General features: G+C 66.5%; 12 protein-coding genes. 5 read left to right on the top strand and 7 right to left on the bottom strand.

Translation table 11 applies throughout. The annotated features are described in order from the left end of the window. Nucleotides 1–93: 93 nt before the first annotated feature. Entirely contained in the window at nt 94–1,407 is a 1,314-nt protein-coding gene (locus QYM46_RS14160; RefSeq protein WP_432789457.1) for a M20 metallopeptidase family protein, read from the bottom strand. A gap of 114 nt (nt 1,408–1,521) precedes the next feature. On the opposite strand from QYM46_RS14160, the gene QYM46_RS14165 reads away from it, so the two are divergent. After that, complete coding sequence (locus tag QYM46_RS14165) at nt 1,522–2,046, top strand: GNAT family N-acetyltransferase (RefSeq protein ID WP_432789458.1); 525 nt, start codon at nt 1,522–1,524, stop codon at nt 2,044–2,046. An 84-nt stretch (nt 2,047–2,130) separates the two neighbouring features. On the opposite strand, the gene QYM46_RS14170 is transcribed toward QYM46_RS14165, so the two are convergent. Next, nucleotides 2,131–2,601 carry a holo-ACP synthase gene (locus QYM46_RS14170; protein ID WP_432789459.1) on the bottom strand — a complete coding sequence of 157 codons (471 nt, stop codon included), beginning with the start codon at nt 2,599–2,601 and terminating at the stop codon, nt 2,131–2,133. Between the two features lie 73 nt (nt 2,602–2,674). After that, nucleotides 2,675–4,549 (bottom strand): glutamine--fructose-6-phosphate transaminase (isomerizing), encoded by a 1,875-nt coding sequence (gene glmS / locus QYM46_RS14175; RefSeq protein ID WP_432789460.1) that lies wholly within the window; start codon nt 4,547–4,549, stop codon nt 2,675–2,677. 198 nt (nt 4,550–4,747) lie between these two features. Here glmS and coaA point away from each other — a divergent pair, with 198 nt between their 5' ends. Beyond that, the gene (gene coaA, locus QYM46_RS14180; protein ID WP_025779539.1) at nt 4,748–5,785 is read left to right on the top strand and encodes a type I pantothenate kinase; all 1,038 of its coding nucleotides are present in this window, start codon (nt 4,748–4,750) and stop codon (nt 5,783–5,785) included. Nucleotides 5,786–6,019: 234 nt separating this feature from the next. After that, nucleotides 6,020–7,882 carry an ABC transporter ATP-binding protein gene (locus QYM46_RS14185; protein ID WP_432789461.1) on the top strand — a complete coding sequence of 621 codons (1,863 nt, stop codon included), beginning with the start codon at nt 6,020–6,022 and terminating at the stop codon, nt 7,880–7,882. 206 nt (nt 7,883–8,088) lie between these two features. On the opposite strand, the gene glmM is transcribed toward QYM46_RS14185, so the two are convergent. The 3 genes from glmM to rplM form a co-directional block, all read right to left on the bottom strand. After that, entirely contained in the window at nt 8,089–9,441 is a 1,353-nt protein-coding gene (gene glmM, locus QYM46_RS14190; protein ID WP_432789462.1) for a phosphoglucosamine mutase, read from the bottom strand. A gap of 250 nt (nt 9,442–9,691) precedes the next feature. Further along, a complete protein-coding gene (gene rpsI / locus QYM46_RS14195) occupies nt 9,692–10,201 on the bottom strand; it encodes a 30S ribosomal protein S9 (RefSeq protein WP_025779545.1) in 510 nt (169 codons plus the stop codon). A 32-nt stretch (nt 10,202–10,233) separates the two neighbouring features. Further along, complete coding sequence (rplM, locus tag QYM46_RS14200) at nt 10,234–10,677, bottom strand: 50S ribosomal protein L13 (protein WP_101554123.1); 444 nt, start codon at nt 10,675–10,677, stop codon at nt 10,234–10,236. A 269-nt stretch (nt 10,678–10,946) separates the two neighbouring features. On the opposite strand from rplM, the gene QYM46_RS14205 reads away from it, so the two are divergent. After that, nucleotides 10,947–13,379, top strand: coding sequence for a hypothetical protein (locus QYM46_RS14205; protein WP_432789463.1), 2,433 nt, complete (start codon nt 10,947–10,949; stop codon nt 13,377–13,379). Continuing rightward, nucleotides 13,376–15,577 (top strand): hypothetical protein, encoded by a 2,202-nt coding sequence (locus QYM46_RS14210; RefSeq protein WP_432789464.1) that lies wholly within the window; start codon nt 13,376–13,378, stop codon nt 15,575–15,577. The genes QYM46_RS14205 and QYM46_RS14210 overlap by 4 nt, the downstream gene beginning before the upstream one ends. Before the next feature lie 431 nt (nt 15,578–16,008). Here QYM46_RS14210 and QYM46_RS14215 read toward each other — a convergent pair whose 3' ends face one another. Then, a complete protein-coding gene (locus QYM46_RS14215) occupies nt 16,009–18,645 on the bottom strand; it encodes a 5'-nucleotidase C-terminal domain-containing protein (protein WP_432789465.1) in 2,637 nt (878 codons plus the stop codon). Nucleotides 18,646–18,840: the final 195 nt, after the last annotated feature.

Consider the following 18,840-nt stretch of genomic DNA (forward strand, 5'->3'; position numbering starts at 1 on the left):
TTCACGACGCGGGTCCTGCTTCGTTGTCGCCCTGCACAGGGCTCATCCCTGCACCGTATGCCGTTTCCACCGTCCAGGCCAGGGCCCGGCAGGTCAGTATTCGGCCAACTGCGCCAGCCGGCGCCCGGCCAGATGAGCGAGGAACAGTGCCTGGTCGGCCAGTCCGTCGTCGCTGTGTCGGGCGCGCGGGGAATGATTGGCTTCGCGTTCGGAGACCGGCAGGTTCGGCAGGGCGACTCCGAAGTGCCCATAGGCTCCGGGCACGGCGTCCAGTACCCGGGAGAAGTCTTCGGACCCGGGCAGCGGATTCGCCTTGCGCACGGTCCGCTCCTCACCGAAGAGGTCGGTGAAGGTGGCCAGGAAGAATTCGGCTTCGGCATCGTCGTTGATCGTCGGCGGCAGGATCTGCTCGTACTCGACGTCGGCCGACTGGCCGTGGGCGGCGACGAGGTCACGGACGAGCTGAGGCAGCTCCGCCTCGGCGCGGGACGTCACTGACTCGGAGAAGGTGCGCACACTGACGACCAAGGTCGCGAAGTCGGGGACGACGTTGGGGGCGGTGCCGCCGTTGAACTGGCCGACGGTGACGACGAGCGGGTCGAAGATGTCGAAGCGGCGGGTGACGTATTCCTGCAGCTGGCCCACGAGCATGGCGCCGACCTGGATGGGGTCCTTGCCGGTGGCCGGGCGGGAGGCGTGCGTGCCCTTGCCGTTGACGGTGATCGTCATCTTCGAGAACGCCGCCATGTACGGCCCCGGACGGGAGCTCGCGACCCCGAGGTCGGCGTCGGCGGAGACGTGGATGCCGAAGGCGGCCTTGACGCGGGGACCGGCGGCGTCGAGGACGCCTTCGTCGATCATTGTCCCGGCACCGTCGAAGCCCTCTTCACCGGGCTGGAACATGAACACGACGTCTCCGGGCAGGCAGTCGCGGTCGCGGTGGAGGAGTTTGAGTGCGCCGACGAGTCCGGCGGTGTGCAGATCGTGACCGCAGGCGTGCATCCTTCCCGAGGTGGCCGCGAAGTCGAATCCGGTCGCCTCGGTGACGGGCAGTCCGTCCATGTCTCCGCGCAGCAGGACGGCGGGCACGACCCCGGTCGAGTCCTCCTTGCGGGCACCGCCGCGCAGGACGACGACGATCGACGACAGCCTCTCCCCCGTTGTGACCTCGACGTCGAGGCCTTCGATGGCGTCGAGGACGAGCTTCTGCGTCACCGGCAGGTCGAGTCCGACCTCGACGTTCTCGTGCAGCGCCCGGCGCAGGGTGACCAGGCCGGGCGCGATGTCATTCGCGTCATCGGCGGTGGGCAGGTGGACGGAGGTGGCGGCCGCCTCGGCGGGGGTCGGGATCGTAGGTGCGGCGATGTCGGCTGCGGCGGTGGTGGCGGCGTTGGGAAGTGAGCTCATGCCTTGAGTCTATTACCGTGCCTGTTGTTCGAGTCGCCAGTTCTTCTTTCGAGGAGCCTGCCGCGGAAATTCGACATCCTTCGGCCCGATGACCGGTGGGGCATACTGGTGGCCATGGTCCACGATGGCGGCATCTGCACTGCCCGGCTGAGACTGCGCCCGTGGAGGGTCTCGGATGCGGCCTTTCACCGCCGGCTCTGGGAGGAACGCGACAAGCAAGTTCCCGCACGTCGACGCATCTCGGCTGACGGTCGTCCCACTCAGGTGGATCTGGAGGAATGGATTCGCACCTACGATTCGACTCCGGAACCGGGGCTGCTCGTCGTCGACAACAAGCTGACGGAGGCCCCAATGGGCTATTGCGGGCTCGTCGACAACAGCGTGGGTCACCCCAACGAGCCCGAACTGGCTTTCGAGTTCCTGCAGGAGTGCTGGGGACGGGGGTTCGCCACCGAAGCTTCAAGGGCGGTCGTCGAGCGCGCAGAGCACATCGGTTATCGATACCTGGCCTCGACTGTTCGCGAGTGGAACTCTGCTTCGTTCAATGTGCTCGGCAAGCTGGGATTCGAATTCGCCGGGGAGCGGGAGCCTGACTCCATACACGGCGATTCGCTTCTTCTGCGACTAGCGCTTCGGTGAGAAGGGTGAAAAGACGGTCCCCGCCGTTGTGAAGAACGTGCCCGCCGTTGTGAATGACGTGCTGAGCGTATTACAGGCGAAACCCTACCCGCCGGGCGTCGAACCCGGGCGCGATCCCTTCCCGTACATCGAATGGGTGAAGTGGTCGGCGATCCCTTCGATGCCGGGGCTCAGCGACGGGCCGTCGCCCTCTGCGATGACGAACGTCATCGTCAGGTGCGCATCGTGGGTGATCGACAGGTGGATGTTCGTGCCCCCGATGGCACGGAAGTGCTCGAGCACGAGCCCGCGCAGACGGAAACTCGGCGCACCGGAGAGCGCGGGGACCACCTCGGCGGATTGCCACGGCAGCCATCCGGGGAAGCCGATCGCTTTCTTCAGCGCCTCCTTCGCGGAGAACCGCGCAGCCAGGGAGGCATCGGTCCGGCGTTTGCCGTTGCGTTTGAGCTGTTCACCGGGGGTGAGCAGGCGATCAAGAAGTTCGGGCACGCGTTCGATGTGCTCCGCGAAGCGCGGCACGTCGGCGATGTCCGTGCCGATGCCTAGAATCGCCACAATCGAACCTCCTCAGATACCCGACCGACTCAGATGCCGGACCGACCGATGTCGTGCCCGGCACCGAGGCGGATCATTCGACCGTGACCGACTTCGCGAGGTTGCGCGGCTGGTCGACGTCGAGGCCCTTGGCCGTGGCCAGCTCCATCGCGAAGATCTGCAGCGGAACGGTCGTCAGCAGCGGAGCCATGAGCGTCGTCGTCTCGGGCACGAAGATGACCTCGGAGGCGAACTGATCGACCTCTTCGTCGCCCTCCTCGGCGATGACGACGGTGTTCGCACCGCGGGCGCGGACTTCCTGGATGTTCGAGATGACCTTCGCATGCAGCGAATCCCGGCCGCGCTTGGACGGGACGACGATGATGACGAGCTGACCGTCGTCGATGAGCGCGATCGGTCCGTGCTTGAGCTCACCGGCGGCGAAGCCCTCCGCGTGGATGTAGGCGAGCTCCTTGAGCTTGAGCGCACCCTCCATCGCCACCGGGTAGCCGACGTGACGGCCGAGGAACAGCACGGAATCGACGTCCTGATTGCGGTCGGCCAGCGCCAGGACCTGCGACTTCGTCTCGTCGAGGATGTGCTGGATCTTCTCCGGGATGGACTGCAGCTCGGCGAGGATCGTGGCGATCTCATCGCGGAACTTATTGCCCCGCAGTTGGGCGAGGTAGAGGCCGAGCAGGTAGCAGGCGACGACCTGCGACAGGAAGGCCTTCGTCGAGGCCACGGCGATCTCCGGGCCGGCGTGGGTGTAGAGCGCGGCATCGGATTCGCGCGGGATCGTCGAGCCGAAGGTGTTGCAGATCGCGATGACCTTCGCGCCCTGCTGACGGGCGTGGCGGACGGCCATGATCGTGTCCATGGTCTCCCCGGACTGCGAGATCGCCACGACGAGCGTCTTCTCCGTGACCACCGGATCCCGGTAGCGGAATTCGTGGGCCAGCTCCACCTCGGTGGGGATGCGGCACCAGTGCTCGATCGCGTACTTCGCGACCTGACCGGCGTACGCGGCGGTGCCGCAGGCGATGACGACGATCTTGTCCACGGACTTGAGCACGTTCTCGTCGATGTGCATCTCGTCGAGCGTCAGGCGGCCCTCGGTGTCGAGGCGGCCGAGCAGGGTGTCGGCCACGGCCTGCGGCTGATCGTGGATCTCCTTGTCCATGAAGGACGCGAAGCCGCCCTTCTCCGCCGAGGCGGTGTCCCAGTCGACCTCGAACTGCTCGCCTTCGACGGGGTTGCCGTCGGTGTCCGTGATCGTCACCGCCTCCGGGGTGATGGTGACGACTTCGTCCTGGCCGATCTCGACGGCCGTGCGGGTGTAGTCGATGAACGCGGCGACGTCGGAGCCGAGGAAGTTCTCCCCCTCGCCGAGGCCGATGACCAGCGGTGAGTTCCGGCGGGCGGCGACGACCTGGCCGGGAGCGTCGGCGTGGACGGCGAGCAGGGTGAACGCGCCCTCGAGTTCGGTCGCGGTCCTGCGCATCGCGGCGGTGAGGTCTCCGGTCTCCCGGTAGTTCTTCGCCAGCTGGGCGGCGGCCACCTCGGTGTCGGTCTCGGAGAGGAATTCGACGCCCTCGGCGACGAGGTCCTTCTTCAGGTGGGCGAAGTTCTCGATGATCCCGTTGTGGATGAGCGCGAGCTTCCCACCGTCGGCCAGGTGCGGGTGGGCGTTGAGGTCGGTGGGTCCACCGTGGGTGGCCCAGCGGGTGTGGCCGATTCCGGTCTGCGCCGCCGGCAGCGGGTTGGCCTCGATCTCCTCGGTCAGGGCGGAGAACTTTCCGGCCTTCTTCGCCGAGGCGAGCTGACCGTCTTCGGTCACGAGCGCGACACCGGCCGAGTCGTAGCCGCGGTATTCGAGCCTCTTCAGGCCGCCGAGCACGACATCGAGCGCCGTGTGATCGGCATTGTCAACGGGGGCCTTGGATACATAGCCAACGATTCCACACATGAAGGAGATTTTACGCACTCCCGCCCGTTCTCGTATATTTCGGCGAGTCACGATCGGGTCAACGTGACCAACCGCACGCGCACGCGGGCACGGTGGGACCGCCTCGGTGAGGGTGAGGGCATTGCCCGACCTGTCGCGGGTGGGGGCATTCGCCGACCTGGCGCGGGGGCAGAACATGACGCGTGACACAATGGGGGAATGAGCCATGTCGACCCTCAATTGGACCGTGCGCGCAAGCTCGCCGGACTCAATACCGCCCGGCGCAGCGAACCGGACACGACGTCCCCGTTCTGGGAATTCGACCGGGAGGTGTGGGGCACGCTCGCCCAGGCCACTCCCCTGCCGCTGAAGCAGCGCGATATCGAACGGCTGCGCGGGCTCGGCGATCGGATCAACCTCGACGAGGTGGCTCAGGTCTATCTGCCCCTGTCCCGGCTGCTCAACCTCTACGTCTCCGCTCGGCGGGCGAAGCACGACCTGACCAGGGAGTTCTTCTCTCCGCTGCACGAACGCGGGCTGGAACCGCAGGACGCCAAACGCACGCCTTTCGTCATCGGCGTCGCCGGATCGGTGGCCGTGGGCAAGTCGACGACGGCACGTGTGCTGCGCGAGCTGCTCGCCCGCTGGCCCGACACTCCGCGCGTCGAGCTCATCACCACCGACGGATTCCTCTACCCCAATGCCGAACTCGACCGTCGCCGCCTCAACGGGCGGAAGGGATTCCCCGAATCCTACGACCGGCGCAAGCTGCTCAAGTTCATCTCCGCCGTGAAATCAGGGGCCCCCGAGGTCCGCGCTCCCGTGTACTCGCACCACACCTACGACATCGTTCCCGGCGCCGAGGTGGTCGTGCGCTCCCCCGATGTCCTCATCGTCGAAGGCCTCAACGTCCTCCAACCCGCCCGCCCCCGTCAGGACGGAACCGTGGGCTTGGCCATCAGCGACTACTTCGACTTCTCCGTCTACGTCGATGCGCGCTCCCGTGATATCCGGCAGTGGTACATCTCGCGGTTCCTCAAACTCAAGCACGGCGCGTTCCAGGACGAGGACTCCTACTTCCACCGGTACTCGCAGCTCGACGATGACGAAGCGATCACCCTGGCCACGGAGATCTGGGACTCCATCAACTTCCCGAACCTGCGCGAGAACGTCCAGCCCAGTCGCGGCCGAGCCGACCTCGTGCTCCACAAGTCCTCGGACCACACCATCCGGAAGGTGCAGCTGCGGAAGCTGTGAGCAGGACGGCTTCCGGGCGGGGCTGTGTGACTGGAGTCGCCGGGGCTCTGTGACCGGAGTCGCCGGACGGTGGGGAAATAGTTTCACGCCTCCGACGGTTGCACTGGGTGCACTGAACCACTCACCGTCAGCAGGCCACCTGCCAGCGGCGGCGACCGGAGGCGGGCGATCCCCGCACCGTCACGGGAGTCCCCGTGCATGCTCGGTCGTTTCGGCAGCAGAAAGGGACCCACTATGAGTGTGCCGTCCGCACATCACCTCATGTACTCCTCGGTCAAGAGCAAGAAGACCCCCGAAACGCGCATCCAACCGGGCATCTACAAGCGGATCGGCGGGTATGCGACTCGCCACAAGCGCAAACTCATCGTCTTTCTGCTGCTGTCCGTGCTCACCGCCGGCATCGGCGTCCTCAATCCGGTGCTCGCCGGTGACGTCGTCAACGCAATCACCGGCGGCGGTCCCGTGTCCACGGTCGTGTGGCTGGCCGTGGCCATCGGCGGGTTGGCCATCGCCGATGCGGCCATCTCGATCACGAACCGGTACCTGTCCTCACGGATCGGCGAGGGGCTCATCTTCGATCTGCGCACGGCCGTCTACGATCACGTCCAGTCGATGCCGATCGCATTCTTCAACCGCACCCGCACCGGAGCCCTGGTCTCCCGACTCAACACGGATGTCATCGGTGCGCAGCGGGCATTTTCGAACACCCTGTCCGGCATCGTGTCGAACTTCGTCTCCCTGGCTCTGACCGTCGGAGTCATGGTCACGATCTCCTGGCAGGTGACCGTGCTGTCGATCCTGCTGCTGCCGCTGTTCATCATCCCCACCCGAATGCTCAGCGGAAAGCTCGCGTCCCTGCAGTTCGAAGCGGCCAACAACTCGGCCGACATGTCGACCCGCATGACCGAACGGTTCTCCGCCGCCGGGGCCACCCTGGTCAAGCTCTTCGGCAATCCCCGGCAGGAGAACGAGGAGTTCGCCGACCGCGCCGGTCAGGTCCGCGATATCGGCGTCAAGGTCGCAATGCTGCAGTCGACATTCGTCTCGTCCCTGACTCTCGTCTCTGCTCTGGCGCTGGCCCTCGTCTACGGTGTCGGCGGTGTGCAGGCGGTCGTCGGCAACCTCAACGCCGGTCAGGTCGTGACCCTGGCACTGCTGCTCACCCGGCTCTACACACCGCTGACGATGCTCGCCAATGCACGTCTGGACATCCAGAGCGCAGTCGTGTCCTTCCAACGCGTCTTCGAGATCCTCGATCTCGTGCCCTATTTCAAGGAACCCTCGCAGCCGAAGGCTCTGCCCACCGGTGGGCTGGATGTGACATTCGATCACGTCGACTTCGCCTACCCCAGCGCCTCTCAGGTCAGCCTGGCCAGTCTCGAGGACGTCTCCGTGCTCGACACCCGCGGCGGCGATGAGGTTCTCCACGACTTGAGCTTCACCATTCCCGCCGGGCACACCGTCGCCCTCGTCGGATCCTCAGGTGCGGGCAAGTCGACGATCGCCTCGCTGCTGCCGCGGCTCTACGACGTCACGGGCGGGACGATCACCATCGGCGGAGTCGATGTCCGCGACCTGTCGTTCGCCGACCTGCGCGAGGCCGTCGGCGTCGTCACCCAGGACGGTCATGTCTTCCACGAATCGATCCGGGCCAACCTGGCGCTGGTCAATCCCGACGCCACCGAGGAGCAGATGCTCGATGCCATCGACCGGGCACAGCTGCGAGGTGTCATCGATGCTCTGCCCGATGGACTGGACACGGTCGTCGGTGAGCGCGGGTACCGACTCTCCGGAGGCGAACGTCAGCGGCTGACGATCGCCCGGATGCTGCTGGCCTCCCCGGAGATCGTCGTGCTCGACGAGGCCACCTCGGCGTTGGACTCGACGAATGAGGCCGCGATCCAACGGGCCCTGGCCCAGGCGATGCACGGGCGGACGGCTCTGGTCATCGCCCACCGCCTCTCGACGATCCGGCAAGCCGACACGATCCTCGTCGTCGAGGCCGGTCGCATCGTCGAATCCGGCACCCACGAGCAGCTGGTCGGCCGCGGCGGACGCTACGCCGAGCTCTACGCCACCCAGTTCGCCTCGAGCTGAGGGCATGCCGCTGCACCACCTTCGGTGCGCGGGTTGCGCTCAAGCGGCAGGGACAGCCGCTTCCCGCGAGTCAAGTGGGGTCAGATTGCCATTTTCGCGCGAAAATTGTGCAATCTGGCCCCACTTAACTTGCGAGAGCCGCACGATGCGCGCTCGACGCTGAGGACGCCCCGCAAGGCACTGACGCAGCCGGCGGCACGACCGCTCTACAGCGCGAGGTGTTCCTTGACCGATGCGGCCAGGCGCTCGGCCTGGGCGGCGGCGGCATCCTCGGTGGCAGCTTCGACCATGACGCGGATGAGCGGCTCGGTGCCCGAGGCACGCAGCAGCACGCGACCGGTGTCGGCGAGTTCGGCTTCGACGGCGGCCACCGCGGCGACGACCTGCGGGTGATCGACGTTGTTCTTGTCCACGCCCTTGACGTTGACGAGCGCCTGCGGCAGCTGCGGGATCTCCGCGGCGAGGTCGGCCAGGGTGCGCTTGGCATCGGCCATCCGCTTCATCAGGTGCAGTGCCGTCTGCACACCGTCGCCGGTGGTGCCGTGATCGAGCATGAGCACGTGTCCGGACTGTTCCCCGCCGAGTGCATACCCGTCGGCGAGCATCCGTTCGAGCACGTAGCGGTCGCCGACAGCCGTCTGCACGGTTCTGATGCCGTACTTGTCCATCGCCTGCGTCAGACCCAGGTTCGACATGACGGTGGTGACCAGGGTGTTGCCGCGGAGCTCACCGAGCTCCTTGAGCCCGATCGCGAGGATGCCCATGACCTGGTCGCCGTTGACGACGCGGCCCAGCGAGTCCACGGCCAGGCAGCGGTCGGCGTCACCGTCGAAGGCCACGCCCAGATCGGACTGGGTCTCGACGACGAGGCGCTGCAGCGGTTCGAGGTGGGTCGAACCGACACCGTCGTTGATGTTGAAGCCGTCGGGTTCGGCGGCGGAGACGATGACTTCGGCGCCGGCCTGACGCAGTGCGGCGGGTCCGACGATGGAGGCCGCACCGTGAGCACAGTCGACGACGACCTTGAGTCCCGACAGCGGGCGCACATTGTCGGCGTCGACACAGCGCACAAGATGTTCGGTGTACTCGTCGGCAGCGGCCGGGTAACGCGCGATGCGACCGACGTCCGCGCCGGTCGGACGATCCCAGTCGTGGTCGAAGATGGCGAGGATCTCGTCTTCGACCGCGTCGTCGAGCTTCGTCCCTCCCGCGGCGAAGAATTTGATGCCGTTGTCGGGCATGGGGTTGTGGGAGGCGGAGATGACGACGCCGAAGGCGGCACCAGTGTCCTTGACGACCTGGGCGATGCCCGGCGTCGGCAGCATGCCCGCGTCGAGGACGTCGACTCCCGTCGAGGCGATGCCGGCGCTCAGTGCGGCGGAGAGGAATTCGCCGGACACACGCGTGTCACGTCCGACCACGGCGAAGGGGCGCTTCTCGCCCGTCCAGCCGCGGCTGAGCACGCGCGAACCTGCGACCGAGAGCTGGAGCGCGAGTTTGGCCGAGATGTCACGATTGGCCAATCCGCGCACTCCATCGGTGCCGAAGAGTCGAGACATGGTGGGGGATCCTTTCGTCAATGTCGGAGTCGATCTTAGTCGATCCGCGGAGTGTCGGCCGTGATATCGGCACCTTCGCCGAGGCGGCCGACCGCACCCGTGGCCACGTCAGTGACCGTGTGAGATGAGTCCGGATATGAGAAAAGCGGCCCCGAACCAGGTTCGGGGCCGCATTCTCATGTTCATGACGCTGAACTGTCGATGACTGCGACTCAGTGGCAGACCAGCCGCAGTCGGTTCGCCAGCGAGATCAGCGCTTCGAGAACTGGGGTGCCTTACGGGCCTTCTTGAGACCGGCCTTCTTGCGCTCAGGAACGCGAGCATCGCGGCTGAGGTATCCGGCCTTCTTCAGCTCGGCGCGGTTGGACTCCGCGTCGATCTGGTTGAGCGAACGAGCCACGCCCAGGCGGACGGCACCGGCCTGGCCGGAAGGTCCACCGCCGGAGATCCGGACGATGACGTCGAAGCGTCCGCCCAGGTCCAGCAGGGTGAAGGGCTCATTGACGAGCTGCTGGTGCAGCTTGTTCGGGAAGTACTCCTCGAGAGTACGTCCGTTGATGGTCCACTCACCGGTGCCGGGGACGAGGCGCACGCGAGCAATTGCCTGCTTGCGGCGGCCGACTCCGTTGCCGGGAGCGGTCAGGGACTGTCCACGTCCACCGGCGGTGCTTTCGCCCAGGCCAGCGGATGCGGGAGTCTCGGAAGTGTATTCGGTGATCTCTTCTTCGACAGTTTCTGTCGCGTTGGTGGTATCAGCCACGGTTCTCCTCGGGATGTCTAGAGCTCAGGCGCTTACTGCGCGACCTGGCTGAGTTCGTACGGCTGCGGATTCTGAGCGGCGTGCGGGTGCTCGGCACCTGCATAGACCTTCAGCTTCTGCATCTGGGCACGTCCGAGACGAGTCTTCGGGACCATACCGGCGACAGCCTTCTCGACTGCACGCTCGGGGTGGGTGGCGAGGAGCTCGGCATAGTTCACGCTCTTGAGTCCACCCGGGTAACCGGAGTGACGGTAAGCGCGCTTCTTCTCGAGCTTCGCACCTGTCAGCGCGACCTTGTCGGCGTTGATGATGATGACGAAGTCACCGGTGTCCGTGTTCGGAGTGAACGTGGTCTTGTGCTTGCCGCGCAGGAGGCGTGCCACCTGCGAAGCAAGGCGACCGAGCACCTGGTCAGTGGCGTCAATGACGTGCCACTGGTGCTCAACGTCACCGGGCTTAGCTGTATACGTACGCAAAAGTAGCCTTCTTTTCGTATCTGTGTTCAGTGCAGCGCCGGGTCCTCATCGGGTCGTGAGTCCAATGGGTCTCAAGCGCTGGTTGTCTTCAATCGGGTGAACCTATCGACGCATTCCCCTCACCTACGGGCCTGCAACGCATGAGGCTATGTAAGGGAGTGCGACAAGCACACACAACGACAATCAAATATACATGGCCGCAGGCCCGGGGAGCAAACGCCCAGAGCGGTCTCAGGGCCAGCAGAAACCTGAGCCGATAGTATTGATCTGTGCCGACTCATTCCAGCCTGCTCTTCCGACTTCCCGCATTGAGAATCCTGATGCTGGGTCTGCTGGTCGGGCTGCTGACGGCAGGCCTCGGACTCGGCCCCGCCTCCGCGTCGGCATCGCCCGATGGTTCGGCTGCGAACGTCAGCGCATCCTCCGCGAAGGCTGCGGACACCAGTAGGCCCCCGGCCGGGCAGACGATCGTCTTCGGCATTCCGGGCCTGACCATCGATGATATCGATCCCGAGCGCACTCCGAATCTCTACCGCCTGCTCTCCGAGGGTGCGGCTGCGAATCTCAACGTGCGCACGATCGGTGCGGCCACCTGCCCGGCGTCGGGTTGGCTGTCCTTCGGCGCGGGCGCCCGCGCGCAGGCCGGGCCCTCCCCCGCCGCCGAGGATGCCGACGCCGATGACTCAGCCAGATGCCCGACGATGATCGCCCCCACCACGGACGGTTCCGCGGACACCGAGGACGGGGCCGCCTCGGCGAAGGACGCCGCGGACAGTGATGAAGCTCATGCTGACGAAACGGCCACGGGAGCGACGACCGCGCGGATCGAGGGCTTCGACGCGGTCAAGGAGCCCAATATCGGCTCCGGCTACTCCGTCGACTACGGCATGCTCGCGCGCGCCGTCGCCGGAGCCGGCACGGCCGTGCCCGCCGGCACCGACGCGGCCGATGCGGACTCCCTGCTCGAACCCTGCGTCGCCGCCGAAGGCCCCGGCGCCGCCTATGCCACCGCGGACGACGACGGGGTGGTGACGAACTTCACGGAGGACGCGACCGCCGCGGACTGCCGCCTCGGCGTCGTCGACCTCGGTGCGATCGGCATCCGCTCCTGGCTGTTCGACCCGATCCCGAACTACTCCTATACCGTTCCGCCGGATTTCGATCGGGAGGCCCGCGTCGCCGAAGCCGACCGCCGCCTCGGCGTGCGTCTGCAGGAAATGCGGGAGAACGCTAAGGACGGGGCCGCGGATCCGACGATCATCGTCGCCGGCCTCGGTGACAGTTCCGGTCTGCCGCAGCTGCGGGCGTTCATCGCCGCAGGCCCGGGCTTCGAACCCGGGTCGCTGTCTTCGGCGACGACCCGCACCCCGGGGCTGCTGCAGATCACGGATCTGGCACCGGGCATCCTCGATGTCCTCGACGTCGATTCCCCGCGCGCCGTCGGCTTCGATTCCACCCCCACCGATGATGATCCGCAGCAGCGCATCGACGATCTCGTCGCCGAGGCGCAGAAGTCGACGACGATCCACCAGAATCTCTCGACGTTCTCCATCACCCTCGACATCATCTTCTACGTCCTCTTCATCGCGTGTGCGATTCTGCTCAACCGCTCCATCCTCGGTCGCCGAGGCGGCGCCACCCGAGCTGCCCACGTCCACCGCTTCCTCGGCTGGGTGTCCCTGGCCGTCGCGTCGCTGCCGGTGGGGGCGTTCCTCGCCGGGCTCATCCCCTGGTCGCGGACGGCCGATCCCGGACTCGGCCTGTTCCTCTCGGTCATCGGCACGGCCGCCGTCCTGTTCGTCCTCGCCCTCATCCCACCATGGGGGCGGACCTGGCGGGGACGGGTCGGCGCTCTGGCCGGGGCGAACCTGCTCATCCTCGCTGCCGACCTGGCCACCGGGTCCCATCTGCAGGCGAACTCGCTGCTCGGCTACAACCCGATCGTCGGCGGCCGCTACTACGGGCTCGGCAATCAGGGTGCGGCGATCTTCATCGTCAGCCTCTTCATCTTCTTAGGCGTCGTGGTGTCGTGGCTGCGGGCGCGCGGCCAGCGAAAAGCCGTGATCATCGTGCCGATCGCCATCGGATTGGCCGCCGTGTTCGTCTCCGGGAACCCGTCCTGGGGTGCGAAGTTCGGCGGCACGATCGCCATCCTCGCCGGCCTCATGGTCCTGGTGGCGCTGCTGACGAAGATCCGACTGACTCTGCTGCGCCTCGCCCTCATCGGCGTGGCGTCGCTGGCGATACTCATCGGCATCGCCTTCCTCGACTGGCTGCGCCCGGCCGGGGCACGCTCGCACTTCGGCACGTTCTTCGACCAGATCGTCACTGGTGAGGCCCTGCAGGTGATCGGCCGCAAGCTCGGCGCGAACCTCCACATCATCCAGATCAACCCGGCCCTGGCGATCGTCACCCCGCTCGCGGTCATCGCGATCCTCATCTTCCTCCGCTACCTCCTCCACTTCCCCCGCGTGCACGCCGGCAGCCGCACCGGGCGCCTGGTCAACAAGTGGCGGGGTCGGCTCCCCCATCTCTTCGCCGATTCCGACCTGCACTATGGATTCCTCGCCGCCGCCACCGGGCTCGGCGTCGGGCTCGTGCTCACCGATTCCGGTGTCGCCGTGCCCTCGACCGGAGCCATGGTGCTGCTGCCCTTCCTGCTGGCGCTCAGTGCTGAACACGCCGAGGAGGCTCACCGATGAGATCCCCCGTGACCTCCCCTGCCGCCCGGATTCTCCTCGGGATGCTCGCCATCGCGCTGCTCGTCCTCGGCCTGCCCCACGCCGGGCAGGCGGCCCCGGCCGCGGGCCCGGCTGCGGAAGAGAGCGAGGGCGGGGCCGCCTCGGCGAGTCCCGGGGTCGTGTCGATCAACGTCTCCGGGTTCCGCTTCGAGGACCTCGACCCGCGCACCACACCGCACCTGTGGGTGATGATGAAGGGCGGCCAGATCGGGACGATCACCCCGCGCAGCGTGCGCTCGACGAGCTGCCCGGTCGACGGCTGGCTGGGGCTCGGATCGGGACGACGGGCCGCCGACGAACCCCGCGATCAGTGCCGCGTACCGGCCTCGCCGCTCGACGGCTGGGTCGCCGATTGGGACGTCTACGCGCAGGTGGCCCGCGGTGACAACTACGATGCGTCCCTCGGGGCGCTGGCCGAGGCGGTGCCCGATATCCGCGCCTTCGGCAACGGTGCCGCGATCGCCGCCGCCTCCCCTTCCGGCCATGCCGAGAACTGGTCGCCCGTCGGGCCCGACCTGGGCGAGGACGTGGCGAAATCGGCCGCCGACGGTGAGCTCACCCTCGTCGACCTCGGCAACACCGCCGCCGACGGCTACTCTCTGAAGAATCTCGATGCACAGGTCGGGGCCATCCTCGAATCGACGGGGTGGATGAGTGCGGACCGGCCGAACCGCCTCGGCGAGGGAACCGTTCCCGTGGTGTTCTCCTCGATCGCCGACGGCACGCACGAAGGCTCGTCGATGCAGGCGACGATGATGGTCGAACCGGGTGAGCCGGCGGGTCTGCTCACCTCCTCGTCGACGCGCCAACCGGGGCTGGTGCAGGTTCCCGACCTGGCACCGACGCTCGCGGCTCTGTCCGGAGCCGAGGAGATGGACAACGCGGCCGGGGCACCGATGACCTCGGGAGCGCACGGATCCGATTGGCATTCGCGCTATCAAGCGGTGCTCGACCGGCAGGTGGCGGTGAAGACGCAGAACGACCTGTCGACCTGGTTCTTCCCCGTCGTTGCCACGCTCATGGTCGGGCTGCTGGCGTTGGCGTGGTTCATGCGCAAGAACCACCGGGAGCTCGTCCATTCCGGGGCGTACCGCCTCGGTGTCGTGTTCGCGGCGATGCCGATCTCGACGTATCTGGTCAACACCGTGCCGTGGGAGCGGGCGACGAATCCGGACATCGCGATGATCGGAGCTCTGGCGGGGTGGTCGCTGCTGCTCGGGGTGCTGGCGCTGCTCGGCCCCTGGCGGCGGCACACGTTCGGGCCGGTGCTCTTCGTGTCCACCGTGACCGTCGTCGTGCTCGCCTACGACGTCGTCACCGGGTCCCAGCTGCAGATGTCGACGCTGCTGGGCGAGCCGCTGCTCATCGCCTCCCGGTTCTACGGGATCGGGAACTCCGCGCTGGCCCTGTACTGCTGTGCGCTGCTGTTGGCCGTCACCGGCTTCGCGTCCCTGGTGACGAAGCCTCTGCACCGTGTTCTCATCGTCACTCTGCCCGTCCTCGTCTCGTGCGTCATCTTGGCCGCCCCGGGGTTGGGGACGAAATTCGGGTCCGTGCCGACGCTCATCATCGGGGTGGCCTACCTCGTCCTGGCGGCGGCGAGCATCCGGTTCTCGGTCAAACGGCTGGGTCTGACGGTGGGCATCGCCGGTTTCATCATGCTCACCGTACTGTTCCTCGACTGGCTGCGCCCGGCCGATCAGCGCACGCACTTCGGACGGTTCTTCGATTCGATCATCAGCGGACAGGCGCTCAGCGTGCTGGCCCGCAAGATCGGGATGAACATCGACATCCTCACCCAGTCGTGGATGACTCTGGTGCTCCCGCTCATCATCATCGGCGTGTTCTGGATGGCACTGGACCCGCAGCGTTTCCGGCTGCAGGGACTCCAAGACACGTACCGGCGGGTTCCGCTGCTGAGAGCTGCGATGATCAGCTTGGCGATCCTGCTGGGCGTCGGCACCCTCATCAACGACTCGGGCATCGTGGTCCCGGCCGTCGGCATCCTCTTCCTCGTCCCGGTGCTCACTCACCTCGAGACTTTCCGCGCCGGCCGCCCGCAAGTCCCGGCCGCCGGTGACGCCACCGCCGATGCTGATGCGACCCCTGCCGGCTCCGGTGCCGAGGCCGACGGCTCCGATACATCGTCACGCCCCTGACTCTGCGGGCATCACGCACCGATAGCGTCAGCACCCACCCTTCCTCGCAAACCACCCCCGCAGCGACACAACGCCCCGTTGCACCGGTGCGACGTGCGACTACCGGGTGGAGATGACGCTCAGGGCGTGGGATGCATCGCGCCAAACGCCCCTCAGCGACGCATCTGTCACCGTTGGTCGCTGCACTCACCATTCCTCGCAGACCCCTTCCTCGGTGACAAAACACCCCTGTGCAATCGCGCATATTGCGAGCAGCGCGCGGGTGCTGCACTGACGGTGAGGGATACCCCGCGCAGGAGACTGTCCGTTCGAAAAGCGTCGGCGAACGACGGCGGGGCCAACGACGGCGGGGCCGGAGAGAAGAACTCTCCGACCCCGCCGGTCTCGGCGACGATCTCGCCTGAGCGTCAGGTGTTTCTGAGCAGCCCGACTCAGCTCTGGAGGCTGAGCTTGCGGCGGCGGACGATCGTGACCGCGGTGGTGCCGGCGACGATGAGCGCCAAGGCCGCAGCGACGATGTTGACGGTCTCGAAGCCGGTGCGCGGCAGGTCACCGCCGTCCTTCGAACCGTTCGCGTCACGGCCGGAGCCATCGGCCGCACCGCCGTCGGCCGAGGCGTTCGCGCCGTCGGCTCCGCTGCCGGCGTTCGACGAACCGTTATCGGATCCATCGGCCGTGCTGTCCCCGCCATCGGCATTGCCGCCGGCCGCGCTGTCTCCGCCGTCAGCGGCACCGCCGTCAGCGGCACCGCCGTCGGCCGAACCGTCGTCGCCGGCCGAGGCATTCGCATCGTCACCGACTGCAGCGGTGGCTTCGAACTCGTGAGCCAGCGGCAGCGGGTTGTCATCCCACCACGGACCATCGGCATTCGCCTGCACGCTGACCGTGACGGTCACCTCGCCGGAGGCATCGTCCGGCGCGGTCACGGTCACCGGAGTCTCGGACTCCCCCGCCGGAATCGAGTCGAGGGTGATCGTCGTGGCAGCCGCCTCGGCGCTGACCTCAGAGGACGTGCTCTTGGCAGCCTTCGCGGAAGCCGACTGGGTTCCGGACTGCGGGGCCACCTCGGCGGTGTATCCCTCCGGCAGGTCGACGGTGACGTCGATGGGGCCTGCGACCTCGGACTTCGCATTCGTCCTGAGCGCGAACTCAGCGCTCTCACCGGGCTTGATGGATGTCGGACCGGTCAGCTCTGCGGTGAGGTCGCCGCTGTCGATGACGTCCTTGGCCGCATCGGCCTGGCGCTCATTCTTGTCCGGGGTGACATCCTCACCCTCGGCCTGGTGCTTGTTGAAGTAGTTCTCCCAGGTCTCGAAGTCGGTCAGCCCCGACTGCTCGAAGTCGCCCTTGGCGAAGGAGGAGAAGTTGTCACCGCCGGCAGCGAGGAAGCTCAGCGTCGCGACCCGGTAGTCCTTGTCCGGGTCGAGGTCCTTGCCATCGACCTTGACGGACTTCACGTGCTCGCCCTTGTCGGCGTCCGTGTCGTAGACGACGTCCAGGTCATCGGAGATGCCCAGGTGCAGGAACGGGCGGGACGCGTCGTCAGGCTGCCACTGCTCCTCGAAGAGGCCGATGACGTCCGACCCCTTCATCGTCACGACCCCGTGGTCGTTGGCGAAGGGAAGCACGCTGTTGAGCTCGGCGACGGTGACTTCGCACTCGTCCTCGGTGTTGTAGATGTCATCGCACAGCAGGTCGGTGCGCAGTCCGCCCGGGTTCGTGATCCCGAAATCGGCTTCCTCGAGCTGAGTCTCCTCGACGCCTTCCTTGAGTGCATCCGCGACGAGGTTGCCCAGCGTGGACTCGGCACCGCGGTCCTCCTCGCCGTCCTTCTTCGCGCGGGTGATGTCCTCGCTGATCGTGCCGGTGACCTCGGAGCCGAGCTCCTTGGCCTTGTCCTCTGCGTCGCTGACGATGGCGGCGACCTTGTCGACGACCTCGGAGTCGAAGCTCTTGTCTTCGGTCTCGATGAGGTTGATGCCGCCTGCCTGCCAGTCGCCGTTGCCGTCGACGCGCATAGTCACCTGCCCGACGTATTCGCCGTAGCTGCCGGCTTCGATGACGGGACGGGTTCGGTCGGACTCTCCCGGCACCGGCGCTTCGAAGGAATACGGCATGTGGGTGTGGCCGGTGAACATGGCGTCGACCGAGGCGTCGGCCTCTGTGACGAGCTTCTTGAACTCGGCGTTCGACGCCTCCGCGTCCTCGAGGCTCTCAGCCGATGAGGCGCCGAGGTGGGCCTCGACGACCGTCATATCCGGGCGTTCATCCTCGGGCAGGTTCTCGAGATCGTCGGCGACGCGGTTGACTGCGTCCGTGGGATCTCCGAAATCGAGGTCGGCGATGCCGTCCGGGGAGACGAGCGAAGCGGTGTCCTTGGTGACGACGCCGATGACGGCGATCTTGACTCCCGCCACGTCGACGATGGAGTACTCGTCGAGACCGTCGACGACGTTCTGGGTTCCCTTGTCGTAGACGTTGGCTGCCGAGTACGGGAAATCGGCTTCGTCGCTCACGCGTCCCGTCAGGTCATCGATGCCTTTGTCGAATTCATGGTTGCCGACAGCCGAGGCGTCGAGTCCCATGACGCCCAGAACATCGAGGGTCGGGGTGTCGTTCTGCGACGAGGAAGTGTAAGTCGAGGCACCGATGTTGTCACCGGTCGACAACAGCGCGGTGCCCGCATTGTCGCCGCCGGTGCCGAACTTCGCGCGCTCCTCTTCGACCACCGAGGCCACTTGAGTGCCTGCCTCGGAGATGCGCCCATGGAAGTCGGTGATGTTGAGCAGCTGGACCGCGGTGCCCTCGGGCGCCGACTGCGCAGCGCTGCCGGAGTCCTGCTCGTCGCCGGCGGCGTCCTCCGCCGTTTCGGACTTGCCGCCGGTGGATGATTCGTTCGACGACTGGTCGGGGTCAGTGGGAGCTGCTTCGCTCGGCGTCGTGACGCTGTCGTCGGTGGAGTCTCCGTTGCCCAGAGAGGGTGCCGCGATGGCCGGTGAGAGGCTGGGCAGTGTCAGCATCGACACTGCGGCGCCTGCAGCCAGCACTTTGGTCACAAGTTTCGACATGTATTCGGTTCCTTCGATCGTTCAGTGAGGCGCACATCAACCGTGCTGGTGGGGATGAAGACGGATTCCATCCTGCAGTGCCAATGCGAACTGAAAGTTACTTACATGTGAATCTACACAGGATTCTCACACCTGGAAAGAGGAATTCTCACATAATCGAGAATTGCGCGATAGAAGGCGTCTTGATGCATCGGC

The organism is Brevibacterium sp. K11IcPPYGO002, assembly GCF_050920635.1.
In the GTDB taxonomy this organism is placed as follows: Bacteria; Actinomycetota; Actinomycetes; order Actinomycetales; family Brevibacteriaceae; genus Brevibacterium.